The 15,668-nt window shown below is 70.0% G+C and carries 10 protein-coding genes; 3 read left to right on the top strand and 7 right to left on the bottom strand.

The annotated features are described in order from the left end of the window. Window positions 1-119 precede the first annotated feature (119 nt). From AB0J58_RS20485 to AB0J58_RS20510, 6 genes are all read right to left on the bottom strand, one after another. Window positions 120-2,156 carry a S8 family serine peptidase gene (locus AB0J58_RS20485; protein ID WP_364217760.1) on the bottom strand — a complete coding sequence of 679 codons (2,037 nt, stop codon included), beginning with the start codon at window positions 2,154-2,156 and terminating at the stop codon, window positions 120-122. Window positions 2,157-2,304: 148 nt separating this feature from the next. Continuing rightward, window positions 2,305-3,900, bottom strand: a complete 1,596-nt coding sequence (locus AB0J58_RS20490; RefSeq protein ID WP_364217762.1) for a glycosyl hydrolase family 18 protein — start codon at window positions 3,898-3,900, stop codon at window positions 2,305-2,307. A 367-nt stretch (window positions 3,901-4,267) separates the two neighbouring features. Beyond that, a complete protein-coding gene (locus AB0J58_RS20495) occupies window positions 4,268-6,229 on the bottom strand; it encodes a S8 family serine peptidase (protein ID WP_364217764.1) in 1,962 nt (653 codons plus the stop codon). Between the two features lie 139 nt (window positions 6,230-6,368). Then, the gene (gene glgB / locus AB0J58_RS20500; protein WP_364217766.1) at window positions 6,369-8,645 is read right to left on the bottom strand and encodes a 1,4-alpha-glucan branching protein GlgB; all 2,277 of its coding nucleotides are present in this window, start codon (window positions 8,643-8,645) and stop codon (window positions 6,369-6,371) included. Window positions 8,646-8,804: 159 nt separating this feature from the next. Further along, on the bottom strand, window positions 8,805-10,031 hold the full coding sequence (locus AB0J58_RS20505) for a copper amine oxidase (RefSeq protein WP_364217768.1): 1,227 nt from the start codon (window positions 10,029-10,031) through the stop codon (window positions 8,805-8,807). A gap of 3 nt (window positions 10,032-10,034) precedes the next feature. Further along, window positions 10,035-10,709, bottom strand: coding sequence for a hypothetical protein (locus AB0J58_RS20510; RefSeq protein ID WP_364217770.1), 675 nt, complete (start codon window positions 10,707-10,709; stop codon window positions 10,035-10,037). 538 nt (window positions 10,710-11,247) lie between these two features. Between AB0J58_RS20510 and AB0J58_RS20515 the strand changes: the two genes are divergently transcribed. Then, window positions 11,248-13,695 carry a M14 family metallopeptidase gene (locus tag AB0J58_RS20515; RefSeq protein ID WP_364217772.1) on the top strand — a complete coding sequence of 816 codons (2,448 nt, stop codon included), beginning with the start codon at window positions 11,248-11,250 and terminating at the stop codon, window positions 13,693-13,695. A 210-nt stretch (window positions 13,696-13,905) separates the two neighbouring features. Here the strand turns inward: AB0J58_RS20515 and AB0J58_RS20520 are convergent, their stop codons facing one another. After that, window positions 13,906-14,403 (bottom strand): GNAT family N-acetyltransferase, encoded by a 498-nt coding sequence (locus AB0J58_RS20520; RefSeq protein ID WP_364217774.1) that lies wholly within the window; start codon window positions 14,401-14,403, stop codon window positions 13,906-13,908. A gap of 196 nt (window positions 14,404-14,599) precedes the next feature. On the opposite strand from AB0J58_RS20520, the gene AB0J58_RS20525 reads away from it, so the two are divergent. Beyond that, window positions 14,600-14,974: a hypothetical protein gene (locus AB0J58_RS20525; RefSeq protein WP_343973013.1), complete on the top strand. Its 375-nt coding sequence runs from the start codon at window positions 14,600-14,602 to the stop codon at window positions 14,972-14,974. Between the two features lie 317 nt (window positions 14,975-15,291). Continuing rightward, the gene (locus tag AB0J58_RS20530; protein WP_364217776.1) at window positions 15,292-15,627 is read left to right on the top strand and encodes a TraR/DksA C4-type zinc finger protein; all 336 of its coding nucleotides are present in this window, start codon (window positions 15,292-15,294) and stop codon (window positions 15,625-15,627) included. Window positions 15,628-15,668 lie beyond the last annotated feature (41 nt).

Genomic DNA, 15,668 nt, shown 5'->3' on the forward strand with positions numbered 1-15,668 from the left:
GTCCAGTGCGACGTCCCTCACCGGAGGTACAGATCCACCTCGGTCCCGGCTCAGGAGGGCAGGCCTGGCGATCTCGGTTTCCCCGCAGCGCGTTCGCGACCTCCGTTGAGAACGGAGCACTAGGCGGCCCGGCGGGCGTTCACCTTCTTCTTGAGCAGCGAGGTGGACGCGGCGGGAGTGGTGCCCTTCAGGCGCTGCTTCTCCACCGAGGTGAGGACCGTCTGCAGCGTCGCCGTCTCCTTGATCTTCGCGGTGAAGTTCACCCCGCCGTTCGCCCAGTTCAGCCAGGCGGCCAGCAGCTCGCCCTCCAGCTTGGCCTTCGACGTCTTCTTGGCAGGCTTGAGCACCTTGTACGCGGTGCCCAGGGTGGAGGCGCGGGTGACCTCGGAGAAGACCTTGCTGGCCTTGCTCACCAGACCGAGGTAGCAGCCGAGCGTCGCGTCCGGGATCGTCCCGGAGCCCCGGCTGATCTCCGTCGCCCACTGCGCGGCGGTCAGCGTCTTCGTGGACTTGCCGCGCGTGCACACCGTGGAGGCCGCAGGGGGAGTCGTCGGGGGGACGGTCACCGTCACGGTGACCGTCACCGTCGGCAGCGGGATCGGCGTCGGCACCGGGTCGGTCGGCGTGGGTGTGGGCGTGGGACCCGAACTCGGTTCCGGACTGGGCTCCTCGGACGGGTCCTCCGACGGGTCCTCAGGGGAGTCGGAGGAGTCGGGGGGAGGGGTCTGGGTGATGGGATCGCCGGGGGTGCCCCCGGCGATCGCGGCGTTCAGGTCGAGGCGGGGGGTGGTCACGCTGCCGTAGGTGATCGGCCGGCCCGCGGTCTTCAGCGCGGCCTCCAGCGCGTCCGGGGTGCCCGGCGCCTTCTGGGCCACCAGTGCCAGGGCGCCGGTGACGAACGGGGTGGACATCGAGGTGCCGCTGTAGACCTGGTGGCCGCCGCCCGGCACCGCGGAGTCGATGTCAAGGCCGGGAGCGAAGAGGTCGAGCACGGAGCCGTAGTTGGACCAGTAGGGGATGTCGTCGTCGTCGCCCGTCGCGCCCACGGTCACCGCGCCGGAGAGACAGCCGGGAGCCCCGGCGCCGGACAGGCCCTCGTTGCCGGCGGCGGCCACCACGGCCACGCCCTTGGCACGGAGGCCGTCGATCCCGCCCTTCAACGCCGACACCTCCGGCTCGGCGTCACACGCGTTCTCGTAGAGGCCGCCGCCGAGGCTGAGGTTCACCGCGGCGATGTTCCTGCCGCCCTCCCTGAGCTTCGCGACGTGCTCCAGGGCGAGCAGGATCGCGGAGTCGAACGCGACCAGGCAGGCCCCGCCCGCCTCGCCGCAGTCGTTCAACCTGCTGAAGACCTGGATCGCCACGATGTCCGCGTCGGGGGCGACGGCGTGCGCGATGCCCGCCACATGGGTGCCGTGGTCGCAGAGGTTGACCTGCTCGTGGACGCAGGCGGGGGTCTCGGCGTCGGCGGATCCGGGGTCGCTCGTCTGCCCGTTCGGGCACAGCGACCGCGTGCCCCCGTCCGTCGCGGAGAAGCAGGCCTGCTCCACGACCTTGCCCCCGAAGTCGGGATGGTCGGCGTCGATCCCGGTGTCGATGATCGCGATCGTCTGGCCCGCCCCCTTGACCCCGGCGGCGTGCGCCTTGTCCGCGCCGACCACCTGCAGGCCGGAGGCCAACGAGCCCAGCGAGGTCAGCGAAGTCAACGCGGCGGGGGAGTAGACGCGGTCGCGGCGGATGGACAGGACGCGCGGGTCCTCGGCCAGCTTGGCGAGCGACTCGCCGCTGCCCTCGACCACGATGAACGAGGTGTCGGAGGGTTCGAGGACGACCTGGGCATCGGGGAGTCGCTCCGCCTCCCCGGCGACCGGCGCCGCCGCCTCGGGGGCCGCCAGCTCGACGATCACCCGGGTCCCGTCGCTCTCCGCGGCCAGCCCCGCCTCCAGCTTCGGCTGGGGTTCGCCATCACCGCCGCCATCGGGCGGAGCCTCGCCGTCGGCGGGCGGGGCCGGTACGTCGGCGGGCGCGGTCTCATCCGGGCCGGGGGACGGACTCGCGGAGGCGCCCGGGGGAGCCGGAGGGTTCTCGGCGAGGGCGGGTACCGCGGGTGCGATGGTGAGGACCAACGCCAGGGCCACCAGGGCTCGAACTCGCACACGTCCTCCGGGGGGATCAAAGGGCGTTTCGGAGTCTAAACAGCCATATGCGACGCGTGAATACTTTGCCCCGGATTTTGAGGATCTTCTCAGAAACTGCTCGACCCCCCGCGGCCTGACGCACACGGAGGGTCGAGTGATTGGGATATTACTTGAGACCGTTGGACATGGCGGTGATGAGCTCACCGTTCGCGGTGTCGCCGCTGGTCTCCCAGAAGAACGCGCCGCCCAGACCCTGGTTCTTGGCGTAGGTCATCTTGCCGGTGATGGTGGCGGGGGTGTCGTAGCCCCACCACTGGCCGTTGCAGAAGCCGTAGGCGGTGCCGGCGACGGTGCCGGTGGCCGGGCACTTGGTCTTGAGGACCTTGTAGTCCTCGTTGCCCTGCTCATAGGTGCCGGGGGCGGGGCCGGTGGCGGTGCCACCGGGAGCCGCCTGGGTCACGCCGGTCCAGCCGCGACCGTAGAAGCCGATGCCGAGCATGAGCTTGTTGGCCGGCACCCCCTTGCCCTTCAGCTTCTGGATGGCGGCGTCGGAGTAGAAGCCGGGCTTCGTGGGGTCGGGAAGGGCGGTGAGGGGCGAGTGCGGAGCCGTCGGGCCCTTGGCGTCCCAGGCGCCGAAGAAGTCGTAGGTCATCGGCATGAGCCAGTTGAGATTCGAGACCGCGCCGGCGTAGTCGGCGACGTCCATCTTGCCGCCGGTGGAGCCGTCGGCGGTGATGGCCGCCGTGACCAGGTTGCCGGTGCCGAACTTGGCCCGCAGTGCGGAGATCACGTTCTTGAACGCGTTCGGGCCGCTGTTGTCACAGGTGAGACCGCAGGAGTTGGGGTACTCCCAGTCGATGTCGATGCCATCGAACACGTCCGCCCAGCGCGGGTCCTCGACCAGGTTGTAGCAGGAGTCGGCGAACGCGGTCGGGTTGGCCGCGGCCTGGGTGAAGCCGCCGGACCAGGTCCAGCCGCCGAAGGACCAGATGACCTTGATGTTCGGGTAGGCCTTCTTCAGCTTGCGGAGCTGGTTGAAGTTGCCACGCAGCGGCTGGTCCCAGGTGTCGGCCACGCCGTCGACGCTCTGGTCCGCGGTGTATGCCTTGTCGTAGTCGGCGTAGGAGTCACCGATGGTGCACCGGCCGCCGGTGGTGTTGCCGAAGGCGTACAGGATGTGCGTCAGCTTGCTCGCCGAGCCGCTGGTGACCAGGTTCTTCACGTGGTAGTTGCGGCCGTAGACGCCCCACTGGGTGAAGTAGCCGATGAGCTTCTTGGCAGAGGGGTCGACGGTCGGGGTCACGGTCGGCGTGGGGGTCGGGGTCACCGTCGGGGTCACCGTCGGGGTCGGCGTGGGGTCGGGGCCGCCGGTGCCGTCGCAGCGGGCGCCGTTCAGCGTGCAGTTGAGCACGCCGGACACTCCGCCGGGTGCGCCGTTGAAGCCGAAGCTCACCGAGGCGCCCGAGGCCAGCGCGCCGTTCCACGACTTGTTGACGAAGGTGTAGTGGTTCCCGCTCTTGGTCAGGTCCGCGTCCCAGGCCGTGCTGATCGACGAGCCGGTGGGCAGGTCGAACTCGACCTTCCAGCTGGTCAGCGCGCTCGTGCCGGCCTTGACGACGACCTTGCCCTCGAAGCCGGAACCCCAGTCGGTAACGGTCGAGTAGGTCGCGGTGGCGGGTGTGGCGGCCGTGGCGTTGCCGATCCCCAGCGGGATCAGCAGCGCCGCCGCTGCGATGAAGGAGCCGATGGTAATTCGTCGCAAGGGTCGCTCCAGGTCAGAGAGTGCCTAGCCCCCGTATTCATAGGAAAGTTTCCTATTAATTTCTTGAGCGTAGGTTCTCCTTCGTCGACGGTCAATGCCTCGGTCGCGGATATAAGGCCGATTTAAGGTTTTGGGAGAAGTGATGGCGGGGTGGGTGCGGCGGGAGGGGGGTCTGTGCCGGAGTGTCGCGGAACGACTGTGAAATGCGAAACGGATTTAAGGCATTAAATAGACATAAAGCGGGCCGGTCACACAGCGGCGTGACCGGCCCGGGTAATCATGTTCGGCGAGGTGAATCGCCCCCCTGGGGTGCCTCCTGGGTTCGAATGGACACTCTCACGGGGAGCGAAGAGAGCGCGGAGAAGGGCTACCTTGCCCGGTTGACGTGCTTTTGCAGGTATCCGGTCGCGGCGGCGACCTGGACACCGGTCGCCTTGCCGTTGAGGCGCTGCCTCTCCGCGGCGGCGATCGCGCTCTTCAGCGTGGTGGTGCCGCGCACCCTGGAGGAACCGTCGTACGCGCCGTGGGCCCAGTTCAGCCAGGCGGCCAGCAGCTCACGGTCGAGCGCGGCCTTGCCTGCCCTGCCCTTCAGGACCCGGTAGGCACTGCCGAGCGAGCCCGACGCGGTGACCTCGGGGAAGACCTTGCTGCCCTTCTGGGCCAGGCTCAGATAGCAGGAGAGGGTGAGGTCCGAGAGCCTCCCGCTGCCCCGGCGCAGCTCGAAGGCCCACCGCGCGGAGGTCAGCGCCTTCGTGCCGCCGCCTCGCCGGCAGGTGCCAGCCTCGGGGAGCGGGTCCGGGGTGGTCGGACCCGCGTCCGTGCCCGTCGGGTCGGGCGACGGCGTCGTGGCCGGCGTCGTGGCCGGCGAGGACGTGGCGGGTGCGGTGGTGGGCGTCGCACTGGGCGACGGCGTGGCGGTGGGGGTCGGGCTGGGGGTCGGGGTGGGGGTCGGGGTGGCGGACGGTGCCGGACCGAGCGCGGCGTGCACGTCGATCCGTTTCGTGGTCACGTCGCTGCCCCGGTTGCGGTAGGTGACCGCCTTGCCGGTGTCCTGCAGCCGCGCGAGCAACTCGGCCGGGCTCGCCTCCGGCGAGTGCTCCCTGAGCAGTGCGAAGGCACCCGCCACGTGCGCGGCGGCCATCGAGGTGCCGCTCCGGGTGGCCCAGCCGCCGCCGGGGACCGAGGACCTGACCCCGACCCCCGGGGCCAGCAGATCCAGCAGGATTCCCCGGTTGGAGAAGGGTGCCATGGCGTCATGGTCGTTCGTGGCGCCCACCGTGACGGCCTTGCGGACGCAACCGGGGACGCTCACCCTGCCCTCGTACCCCCCGTTGCCTGAGGCGATGACGGTCGGGACGCCCAGCTTCAGCAGCTCGGCGATCTCCTCGCTGACAGGCTCGACGTCGCACGTCTCGTTCTCGTCGTACGGGTTGTCGCCGGGCTGGCTGACGCTCATGGTGGCCGCGGCGATCCGATGGGTCCTGGTGAGGTCGATCACGTAGTCCAGCGCACGGAGCTGGTCGGAGGCCCAGGCCAGCACGCACGGGGCCTTGCCCTTGCCGCACTGCTCCTCGTCGAGGAAGCGGCTGAACACCTGGATCGCGATGATGCCCGCGCCGGGGGCGACGCCGTTCGCCTGTTCCTTCCCGAACCGCTTGCCCGCGGCGATCCCGGCGACGTGCGTGCCGTGGCCGCACAGGTTTCCGCGCGGGCCCACGCACTGGGCCGTCTCGGCGTCCGCCGAACCGGGGCCGACCTGCCTGGTGCTGCCGTCGGGACAGAGCGTGCGGCTCCTCCACTCCTCCGCGTTGTGTGAGAAGCACGCCTCGGCCACGATCCGGCCCGCGAGGAACGGGTGGTCGCGGTCGATGCCGCTGTCCAGGATGGCGATGTTCTGGCCCGCTCCGGTGGCGCCGGCCAGGTACGCCCTGTCGGCGCCGATCACCTTGGTGGTGGAGGCGAGCGCGGGAGCGCTGAGCCGGTCCTCGTGGACGGACGCGACGCGCCGGTCGCCGCCGAGCGCGGCGAGCGTCGGCCCGTCGACGTTCATGACGAAGAACGTCTCGGTGCCGGAGCCGGGCAGGACGCCGGTCTCCGGCGAGGCGGCCTCCGCGCTGCGGGCGACGGAGGCGACGGACTGCCCCTCGGCCACGCCGACGATGGCGCGGACTCTCTCCCCCGAGGCGACCCCGGTTGTGACGGCGGGGTCGATGGCGGGACCGGCCGAGTGCGGCGGTCCTGCCGCGAGAGCGGAGACGGGGGTGGCGACCAGGGTCGCCCAAACGGCGGTGAGCGCGATGGCGCCCGCCGTGAGACGTCGAAGTCTCACTCAACCTCCAGGGAAGGGGGCGCCCGCTGCCGCGCACGCCCGCTGATCACTTGGCGGGCGGGATCGAAGATCACCACGCCTCGCGATCTTGAGGGTAGAGGAGTATTCGATACTGTGTGCGAGTGTTGTTGAGTTGTGATCAGGCCGGTTCGGCCTCCTCGCGCTCCTCCGGCTCGTCGGCGGGCGACTCGGTCGCGGCCCGCCTCTCCGGTCGCTCCCGTACGATCCGCACAGCGCGCTCGTCCGCCGCGGGCTCCACGGTGGACTCACCGGGGTGGCGCAGCCAGAGGGCGCCCAGCGGCGGGACGCGCAGTGTGGTGGAGTACGGCAGGCCGTGGCGCTGCTCCTCGACGGCCTCGACGGCGCCGAGGTTGCCCACGCCGCTGCCCGCGTAGTCGTAGGCGTCGGTGTTGAGCACCTCCTCCCAAGAGCCGGGGAAGGGCAGGCCGAGACGGTAGTTCTCGTGCGGGGCGCCGGAGAAGTTGGCCACGCAGGCCACCGCCGAGCCGTCCTCGGCGTAGCGGAGGAAGGAGAACACGTTGCCCTGGGCGTCGTCGGCGTCGATCCAGCGAAACCCTTCGGGGGAGGCGTCCACGCTCCACAGGGCGGGAGAGTCCTTGTAGACCCGGTTGAGGTCGCGGACCAGCTGCTGCACCCCCCGGTGCCCGTCGAAGTCGAGCACCCACCAGTCGAGCCCGCGCTCCTCCGACCACTCCGACCCCTGGCCGAACTCGCCGCCCATGAACAGCAGCTGCTTGCCCGGGTGGGCCCACATGAAGGCGAACAGCGCGCGCAGGTTCGCGAACCGCTGCCACTCGTCACCGGGCATCTTGCCGAGCAGCGACCCCTTGCCGTGCACCACCTCGTCGTGCGACAGCGGCAGCACGAAGTTCTCCGAGTACGCGTACATCAGCGAGAACGTCATCTGGTGGTGGTGGTACTGGCGGAAGACCGGCTCGTGCCCGAGGTAGGCGAGCGTGTCGTGCATCCAGCCCATGTTCCACTTGAACCCGAAGCCGAGCCCGCCCAGGTGCACGGGGCGTGAGACGCCCGGCCACGCGGTCGACTCCTCGGCGACGGTGACGATGCCCGGCGCCTCGCGGTAGGCGACCGCGTTCATCTCCTTGAGGAACTCGACCGCGTCGAGGTTCTCCCTGCCGCCGTACTCGTTCGGCGTCCACTCGCCCTCGCGCCGCGAGTAGTCGAGGTAGAGCATCGAGGCCACCGCGTCGACGCGCAGCCCGTCGATGTGGAACTCGCGCAGCCAGTACACCGCGTTGGCGACCAGGAAGTTGCGCACCTCCCTGCGGCCGAAGTCGAAGATGTAGGTGCCCCACTCGGGGTGCTCGCCCCGCGCGGGGTCGGCGTGCTCGTACAGCGGGGTGCCGTCGAACCTGGCCAGTGCCCAGTCGTCCATCGGGAAGTGCGCGGGCACCCAGTCGACCAGTACCCCGATGCCCGCCTCGTGCAGGCTGTCGACCAGATGGCGGAAGTCGTCGGGAGAGCCGAAGCGGGCGGTCGGCGCATAGTAGGACGTCACCTGGTAACCCCAGGAACCGCCGAACGGATGTTCGGCCACCGGCATGAACTCCACGTGCGTGAACCCCATGTCCACCACGTAGTCGACCAGTTCGACGGCCAGTTCCCGGTACGACAGGCCGGGGCGCCAGGAGCCGAGGTGCACCTCGTAGACGCTCATCGGCTCGCGCACCGCGCCGCCGCCGGCGCGGCGCCGCATCCATTCCTCGTCCCGCCAGCTGTACTCCGACTTCTCGATCACCGACGCGGTCGCGGGCGGTGTCTCGGTACGCCGGGCCATCGGGTCGGCCTTGGCCCGCCAGATCCCGTCCGAGCCGAGGATGCCGAACTTGTAACGGTCGCCGGGGCCGAGACCGGGGATGAACAGCTCCCACACGCCCGACCTGCCGAGCGAGCGCATGGGATACGCGGTGCCGTCCCAGTGGTTGAAGTCGCCGATGACCCGGACGCCGCGGGCGTTGGGCGCCCACACGGCGAAGGCCGTGCCCTCGACGTCCTCGTGCCGCATGACCCGCGCGCCGAGGGTCTCCCAGAGCCGCTCGTGGCGCCCCTCGCCGATCAGGTGCAGATCCATCTCGCCCAGCGTGGGCCAGTGCCGGTAGGGATCGTCCGTCTGGTAGGGCTCGGCATCGGGGTAGGCGATCCGGAGCCGGTAGTCGGGGATCTTGTCGAGGCCGGGGATCGTCACCGCGAAGACGCCGTGGGCCACGTGCCTCATGTCGTGGGCCCTGTCGTCCACGAGGGCCTGGACCTGCTGTGCCAGCGGGCGCAGCGTCCGTATCGTCACGCCCTCGGGACCCTGGTGCGCCCCGAGGATCGAGTGCGGATCATGGTGCGCTCCGCCCGCGAGCCGGTCCAGGTCCAAGTGCGCGTTCATGAGTCAACTCCCGTAGATCGATAGCCCCTACCTTGCCCTACCCGGGTCTCTCAACCCATGCCCTTGTCCACTATCACCATGCGTGTGAGGAAAAGGTGCGGAGCCGAATGGGAGAAAAGTGACGATTGCCGACTATGTGGAGCGTGCCGGAACCGGGCGTCAGTACGGGTTCTTGGCGGTGACGTCGCGGGGGGTGATGCGGAATCCCTGCCAGTGACTCGGCATGGGATCGGCGTCCTCGTCGCGGGGGACGTGGTGGTAGCCGACGTTGACCCACAGGACCGGGTCGGTCAGTCGCTCGCCGTTGGTGTAGCGGTCGACGGACTTGGCGCACCGGGGAGTCGGGTTGACGCTCGCCAGGCGCTCGCAGGAGCGGTAGTCGGTGACGTAGAGATCGGCCCGGGTGAAGGCCTCGTCGGCGGGGCCCCGGTACTGGGCGCTGTCGGAGTTGTTGATCTCCCAGGAGACGCGGTGCCCGTCGGCGTTGCGCACCTTGCGGTCCACCACCCGCCACCAGCGCATCGGCCTGCTGACGGCCTTGGCCTCGGTGCCGAACGTCGTCCGCTCAAGCCGCCGGTTCGCGGTGCCCGAGCCGCTGAAGTCGTACTGCTCCACGACGTCGTCGGCCCGGCCCGCCACGTCGAAGTCCAGGCGCCAGAAGATGTTGTGCGTGTGGCTCGCCTCGAACCTGTCGTCGCCCACCCCGATGGGCCAGCCGTGCTCCGGCGTGGTGGTGAAACCGGCGAGCGACCCGGTGGCCCCCACCCGCGGGGTGATCGCGCCGTCGTCGGAGAAGGCCCATTCGGCCAGGTAGGTGTACCAGCCGACCTGGAAGGCGGCGAACACCACCAGGTCACGCCCCTGGGCCGTCAGGTTCGGCTGGTCGGGGACCGACTTCAGGTACGCGTGGCCGCGGGCCCTGGTCGTCACGCAGACGAACTGCTCGCGACGCTCGCCGAGCGGGCAGTCGGCCGCCCGGAGCGGGATGGCGGTGTAGCCCAGCGACCCGATGTCGTGGTAGCGCGGCCGGCCCCTGTCGTAGGGCACGTGGATCTGGGCCAGCGAGGTGCTGCGCAGCACGGCGATCGCCCGCTGGTTCCTCGGTGTGTAGACGACCCTGGTCAGGGTCAGCCCCTCGACGTTGCGCATCTCCCAGCAGAGCTGCCAGCGCGCCCCGTTGGGCAGGGTCTTGTCGATCCGGTACGGCGCGTTACACGGTGCCGTCGCGGGCTGCGCGGCGGTCGTCTCCGCCGTCTCGGCCGGGGCGCCGGACGGTGCGCCGGGCGAGGGGAGCGGCGGTATCGGCGCGGCCTGTGCCGGTGCGGCCTGGGGGGCGGTGAGGGTTCCGGCGAGCAGGGCGCAGGAGAGGGTGAGGCGGAGGAACACTGATTACCACTCCAGGGTATGGATCTTCTTGGCGGACAGGTCGACGACGAGCCGGCTGGTGTCCAGCCAGGTGCCGTCGGGCAGCCGGACGAACAGCCGCAGGCACCGGTGGACCTCGCACTGCCTGGCCGGTCCCCTCTCGCCGGACGGGGTGAAGATCAGCCCGCGCAGCCCCAGGTCCGCCGCCGACCCCAGCCGCCCGCCCCCCGCCCCGGCGTACGCCTCGCGCGCGACCTTGCCGTATCCCGCGTGGGCCAGCAGGAGCCCGGCGGCCGTCGTCTCCTCCTCCTTCGACGGCGGCGGCTGCACCCCCCGCGCCACCGTCTCCCGTACGACGGTGCCCCGGCCGAGGTCGACGGTCCGCACGATGAGCCGGTCACTGCCGTAGTCGTAGAGATACGCGTCGGCACGGCGGCGGTCCGAGACGTCCTTGTCGTCGTCGCGCTCCACGTAGAGCAGCTTGATCCGCCCCGCGGCCAGGTGCGACCTGGAGCCCGCCGACGCGATGGCGGTGGCCTGGGCGACCTCCTGACCGGTCAGTGGATCCTCCCGCGCGGGCATCCGCGGGGCGGACCGCGCCGCCTGCGACCCCTGCTCGCCGGAGACGAACAGCAGCGCGCCGGCGACGACGGCCACCCCCGCCCCCGCGATCGCCGTCACGATCAACCTTCGCCCCATGAGCGCCCTCTTTACTCACCGTTGACTTTTCATTGCGAAGGGTAGCGATCGGGAAGGGGGAGGGCGGGTCTAAAGGCGTATTGCGTTTTTGGTGGGTGTTACCGAGGTTTGCGGAACTTGACGGCCTTTTGTTCCGCGAGGTTTTGGGGAACCGTCCCGGCCGCCCGGGGTGCTTCACCGGCGGGCGCCGGTCCGGCCGGCGGCGGGGGCGGCGGGGTGCCGATCGCCAGGATCGCGCCCGGTTGCGATAGCGACATATGGCCACTAATGGTTGCAAACCACCCAAACGCCCATCAATTACGTGATGTACTTACTTGACAGGCTATTGATCTTTGCTATATATCACAGTTCTGGGCTGAATGGCATAAGTCATATATAACCTTCATGTGAATATTTGCTTACAGAATTTAAGCACGCCTGATATGCCGTTTTGGGGCCTTGACGAATATTCGACCTCTAGCGAGGATTCTTGCCAATTGCGCACTTCATTCCAGAATGACCAACTATCTGGGGTGTGCGCGAACTGGAGGAGTTTTTCATGAGGAGCCCCCTCAACGGGAGGAGAGCCGGTCGCGTCGCGGTCGTACTCGCCCTGCCCCTTGCCCTCAGCCTCAGCGCGATGCCTGTACTGGCCGATCCGGCACCGCAGGCCAGTGAGGTCGCCCCCGACCGGCAGTCCAGCACAGAGCAGAACGGCGTGGCGCTGCTGCGCGTCATCGTCCCCGACCAGGAGGCCGTCGACCGGCTCAACACCATGGGCGTCGACCTCGCGGAGTACAAGAGGTCCGTCGACGAGGGCCTTGAGGTGCACGCCGTGCTGAGCCCGGAGGAGGCGCAGGAGTTGCGCGTCCTCGGCTTCGACGTGCGCGGTGCCATCTCCGACCAGACCGACGTGGCCGAGAACAGGGCCGCACGGCAGGAGGCGCTCACCAAGGCGGCGGAGGCGGCCGCGGACACCGACACGCTGACCCCGCTCCGCGCCGAGTGGTTCACCAGCCTCGACGGTGAGTACTTCCTCGCGGTGGAGGTGAAGTCGAGCGCCACCGACGCGCAGACCGTGCTCACCGCCACCTGGGACAGCGGGAAGAACACGGCCCCGGACTCGGGCGGCACCACGACGATGTCGCGCTTCACCGACGCCGGCCAGTACATGTACCACCGGTTCAACTCGCCGCTGGCCCTCACCGCGGTTCCCACCAAGGTCACCGTCACCAGCAACCGGGGCGGCTCGGTCACGGTCCCGGTGACCAAGTGGCTGGGTGAGAGGCGCAAGGCGCCGAGCAAGCACTACGTCGCGGACTTCGTCGACCGCTACATGGACCCCACCGAGCTCACCGGCCGGATCACCGCCCTGGCCGCGGAGTTCCCGAAGATCAGCCAGATCGTCGACCTGCCCAACAAGACGAACGGCTACCGCCGGGCGGCGCAGGCCCAGTTCGGCACGGTCGCGGCGAGCACGCTCTACGTGAGCTCGAAGGCCTACGGGCACGAGGGCGGCAACGACATCAGCGTCGCCCTGGTGAGGCCGGACGCCGCCTCGGCCGCGCTGAGCGTCTCGGTGAGCGGCAAGGACGTCGTGGTCAACCTCGGCACCGACGGGTCCGGTGCGATCAACAGCACCGCCGTCCAGGTGGTCACCGCGCTCAACGGCGACGCCGCCGCCTCCGCGCTGCTGACCGCCGCCACCTACCGGGGCAACGCCGGCGCCGGCCTCGTCGCCGCCGCCGCGGCGACGAAGCTGACGGACAACCTCAAGGCGCCGGCCACCGTCTCGCGCGACCCGTTCCAGATGAAGGCGCTGCGCATCGGCAAGAAGCGCGACGGTTCGAAGACCGGCGTGTTCCTCTACTGCCAGGAGCACGCCCGCGAATGGGTGACCCCGCTGGTCTGCCTGGAGACCGCCGAGCGGCTGCTGCGCAACTACGCCCGTGACGCGGAGACCAAGAAGCTGGTCGACGACCTCGACATCTTCATCCTGCCCACGTCCAACCCCGACGGCGGGCACTACAGCATGTACGACTACAACATGCAGCGTCGCAACATGTTCAACCACTGCGACGTGAACAACGGCGACCCGGCCCGGCGCAACTCCTGGGGCGTGGACCTGAACCGCAACTTCTCGGTCGGCTCGGTGTTCGACGGCTACAGCGGCGCCTCGACGGTCTGCACCAGCGACACCTTCGCGGGCCCGGCCGAGCTGTCCGAGCCGGAGGCGCGCAACCAGGTCTGGCTCACCACCCGGTTCCCGAACATCAAGTTCGCGATGAACACGCACTCCTACGGCGGCTACTTCATGTGGCCTCCGGGCGCCTACAAGGCCGCCGGGCGCGAGCTGCTGCCGCGGGTCGACTACGGCACGGAGAACTTCTTCTGGAAGGCGTCCGACCACATCCTGTCCGCGGTCCAGTCCTGGCGCGGTACGGCGATCTGGCCGGGCCGCACCGGTCCGGTGCCGGACGTGCTGTACTCCGCGGCCGGCAACAGCGCCGACGAGCACTGGTTCAACCGGGGCATCATCGGCTGGGACTTCGAGGTCGGCGCGGACGTCTACAACCCGGAGACCAAGCGCTTCCAGGCGGTCGGCTTCCAGCCGCCGTTCGAGGAGGGCCACGAGGAGGCGATGGAGTTCGCCGCCGGCCAGATCGGCATCCTGGAGGTCGCCAGGTCCTTCTCCGGCGACAAGAAGCAGCCGAAGTCGGAGCTGAGCGTGACGGGGCAGACCGGCACCTCGGCCACCTTCACCTTCAAGACCGACGAGCCCGCCAACGTGTACTACACGCTGGACGGCAGCCGCCCGACGCTGGGCTCCACCAAGCTCGCCGCCGCGGGAATGCGCGAGAGCGCCCAGCAGATCACGATCGACAAGACCACCGAGATCCGCTGGTTCGCCGTCGACATCGCCGGCAACGTCGAGAACAACTACAAGCCTGACGGCAACGGCAAGAACTACCGCAAGGAGAAGGTGAAGGTCGGCGACGCCCGCTGACCCCGCCTGACGCCCGCACGGCCGCCGGTCCCCCGACCGGCGGCCGTCGCCCGTTCACAGGCCGTTGGCCGCCTGAGAGAACAGCCGACCCTGCCCGCTCACAGGCCGTTGGTCGCCGAAGACGAACGGCCGGCCCTGCTCGCACGCCCGCCGCGAGATCGACCGCCTTCGCCAGGGGCTCCCGCGTCCCCGTCCGCGGCCGGAGCCCGTCTACTCTCCGGGCACGCCCGGCAGGAGATCCCACTCCTGCCAGGAGATCTCCCTGCCGGGCCAGCGGACCGAGGCGTACGGCCACGCCTCGCGCAACCAGGCGCGGACCACCGGCTCCAGTTCCTCCTCCAGGCCCGTGCCCTCCTCGTCGGCCCGCACCCAGAACGACACGTCGGCGTCGGCCCCCTGCCTTTCCGGAGGATCGATGTAGACGCAGCCGAGCAGCCGGGACCCCTCCGGGTCCAGCACCGCGTAGTTGAACGATCTGCGCAGCAGCGCCTCCTTCTGGTGCCAGGCCAGATCGATCAGGTTGTCCTCCAGTGTCATGTCGTCGAGCGGCCAGCCGCCCCACAGCGGGAAGCGCTCCCGCAGCCGGGCGGCGCTGCTCATCACGGCGTCGAAGTCACGCACCGCGTCGTGCACCGTGATGGGCCGGATGCGGAACCGGTCATGCTCCACACCTGCGGGAATCTCATGGGTTCTTGGTAGGAACGACATACGGAACAGCCTGACGCGCCCGTCTTGGCACCTGCTGAACTCCCGCTTGCCGGAACTCGGGGCCGGGTCCGGACGGCCTTCCCGGGCGGATCGGCCGGGCCGTCTCCACCGCCTGCCGGCGCGGGCAGGCAGGCGAGTCCAGGGGCGCCGGGCTGGGCGTGTGCCTGTTTTCGCTGGTTGGGCTATGGTCGGCAGCATGGCGACCTCGTGGCGAACCCCACGTGAGTCCACCGCCCTGTCCGTGGTGGTGGGCTTGGTTCTGGCCGCCCTCCTGCTCGCCGCCCTGGCCCCGACCTCGTACGGCGGCGGCCCCGCCCTGCGGTCCCCCGGAGCGACCGGCGACGTCTGGGAGCCCGGACACTGGCTCGAACAGTCGTCGACCATGCCGCGGGCGTCCGCCGGCGCCTTCGAGCACATGCCGGCCCTCCGGCGGCTGCACCAGCGCTCCGCCTCCGATCTGGCGAACCTGCTACCGCTCCTGTCCCCCGCGTGGCGGGATCCGGACATGGTGCGCAGCCCCCAGCTGGCCACCCACCGGACCTCGGGCTCGCGCAGCCCGCCCCTGATCTAGCCGATCCATTCCCCTTCACCTGTCGGGCCACGCGCTCGACCGGCGGGTGGCGTACGCGCGCCGGTGTTCACCGAACGCCCGGGGGCGCGCATCGCCGTCCGCCGCGTCCGCGTGTCACCGGACAGAGCCGTGGAACGGCCGCGACTCTGTGCACACCCCCGCCCCGGCCGATACCCCGCAGGTTCCGTCGGGCCGTACCCCGGCCCGTTTCACGCCATGTCCGCGAGGCCGTGACCAGGCCCCGCCGGGCGAACTCGACGACGAGCGCGGCCAGCTGCGCCGCTTGGCGTTCTCAGCTTTGGAAAGGACTTCCGATCATGTCAGTCAACAGTGAGGGCACCCGTCTCAGCAGCGTGCAGGCCCGGATCATCCGCGAGGAACTGGACGAGCAACTCCTGTGGCGTACCACCCGGGTGAACGAGCTCGAAGCCTCGGTGGAGGACGGGGAGGTCGCGTCCCGGCAGGACGAGCTCGTCGCCCTCGCCGCCGCGGGCCGCGATCTCGCGGAGACCAGGCGGGCCCTGGAGAGCCTTGACGCCGGTACCTACGGCCGGTGCGCCGGCTGCGACGCGGACATCCCCTTCGAGAGGCTGAAGATCCGTCCGCTCGCCCGGTACTGCATCGCCTGCCAGCGGCGCCACGAGGCCCGCTGACCCCCGGCGGCCCCGCCCGAAGCCCGCCACCGGACCGGGCG

This window comes from Streptosporangium sp. NPDC049644, from assembly GCF_040675205.1.
In the GTDB taxonomy this organism is placed as follows: Bacteria; Actinomycetota; Actinomycetes; order Streptosporangiales; family Streptosporangiaceae; genus Streptosporangium; species Streptosporangium fukuiense.

What these genes read in the sequence shown, in the direction of transcription:
- AB0J58_RS20520 (WP_364217774.1), bottom strand. Translation starts at nt 14,403, where the DNA reads ATGTCGTTCCTACCAAGAACCCATGAGATTCCCGCAGGTGTGGAGCAT.
- AB0J58_RS20530 (WP_364217776.1), top strand. Translation starts at nt 15,292, where the DNA reads ATGTCAGTCAACAGTGAGGGCACCCGTCTCAGCAGCGTGCAGGCCCGG.
- AB0J58_RS20510 (WP_364217770.1), bottom strand. Translation starts at nt 10,709, where the DNA reads ATGGGGCGAAGGTTGATCGTGACGGCGATCGCGGGGGCGGGGGTGGCC.
- glgB (WP_364217766.1), bottom strand. Translation starts at nt 8,645, where the DNA reads ATGAACGCGCACTTGGACCTGGACCGGCTCGCGGGCGGAGCGCACCAT.
- AB0J58_RS20525 (WP_343973013.1), top strand. Translation starts at nt 14,600, where the DNA reads ATGGCGACCTCGTGGCGAACCCCACGTGAGTCCACCGCCCTGTCCGTG.
- AB0J58_RS20515 (WP_364217772.1), top strand. Translation starts at nt 11,248, where the DNA reads ATGAGGAGCCCCCTCAACGGGAGGAGAGCCGGTCGCGTCGCGGTCGTA.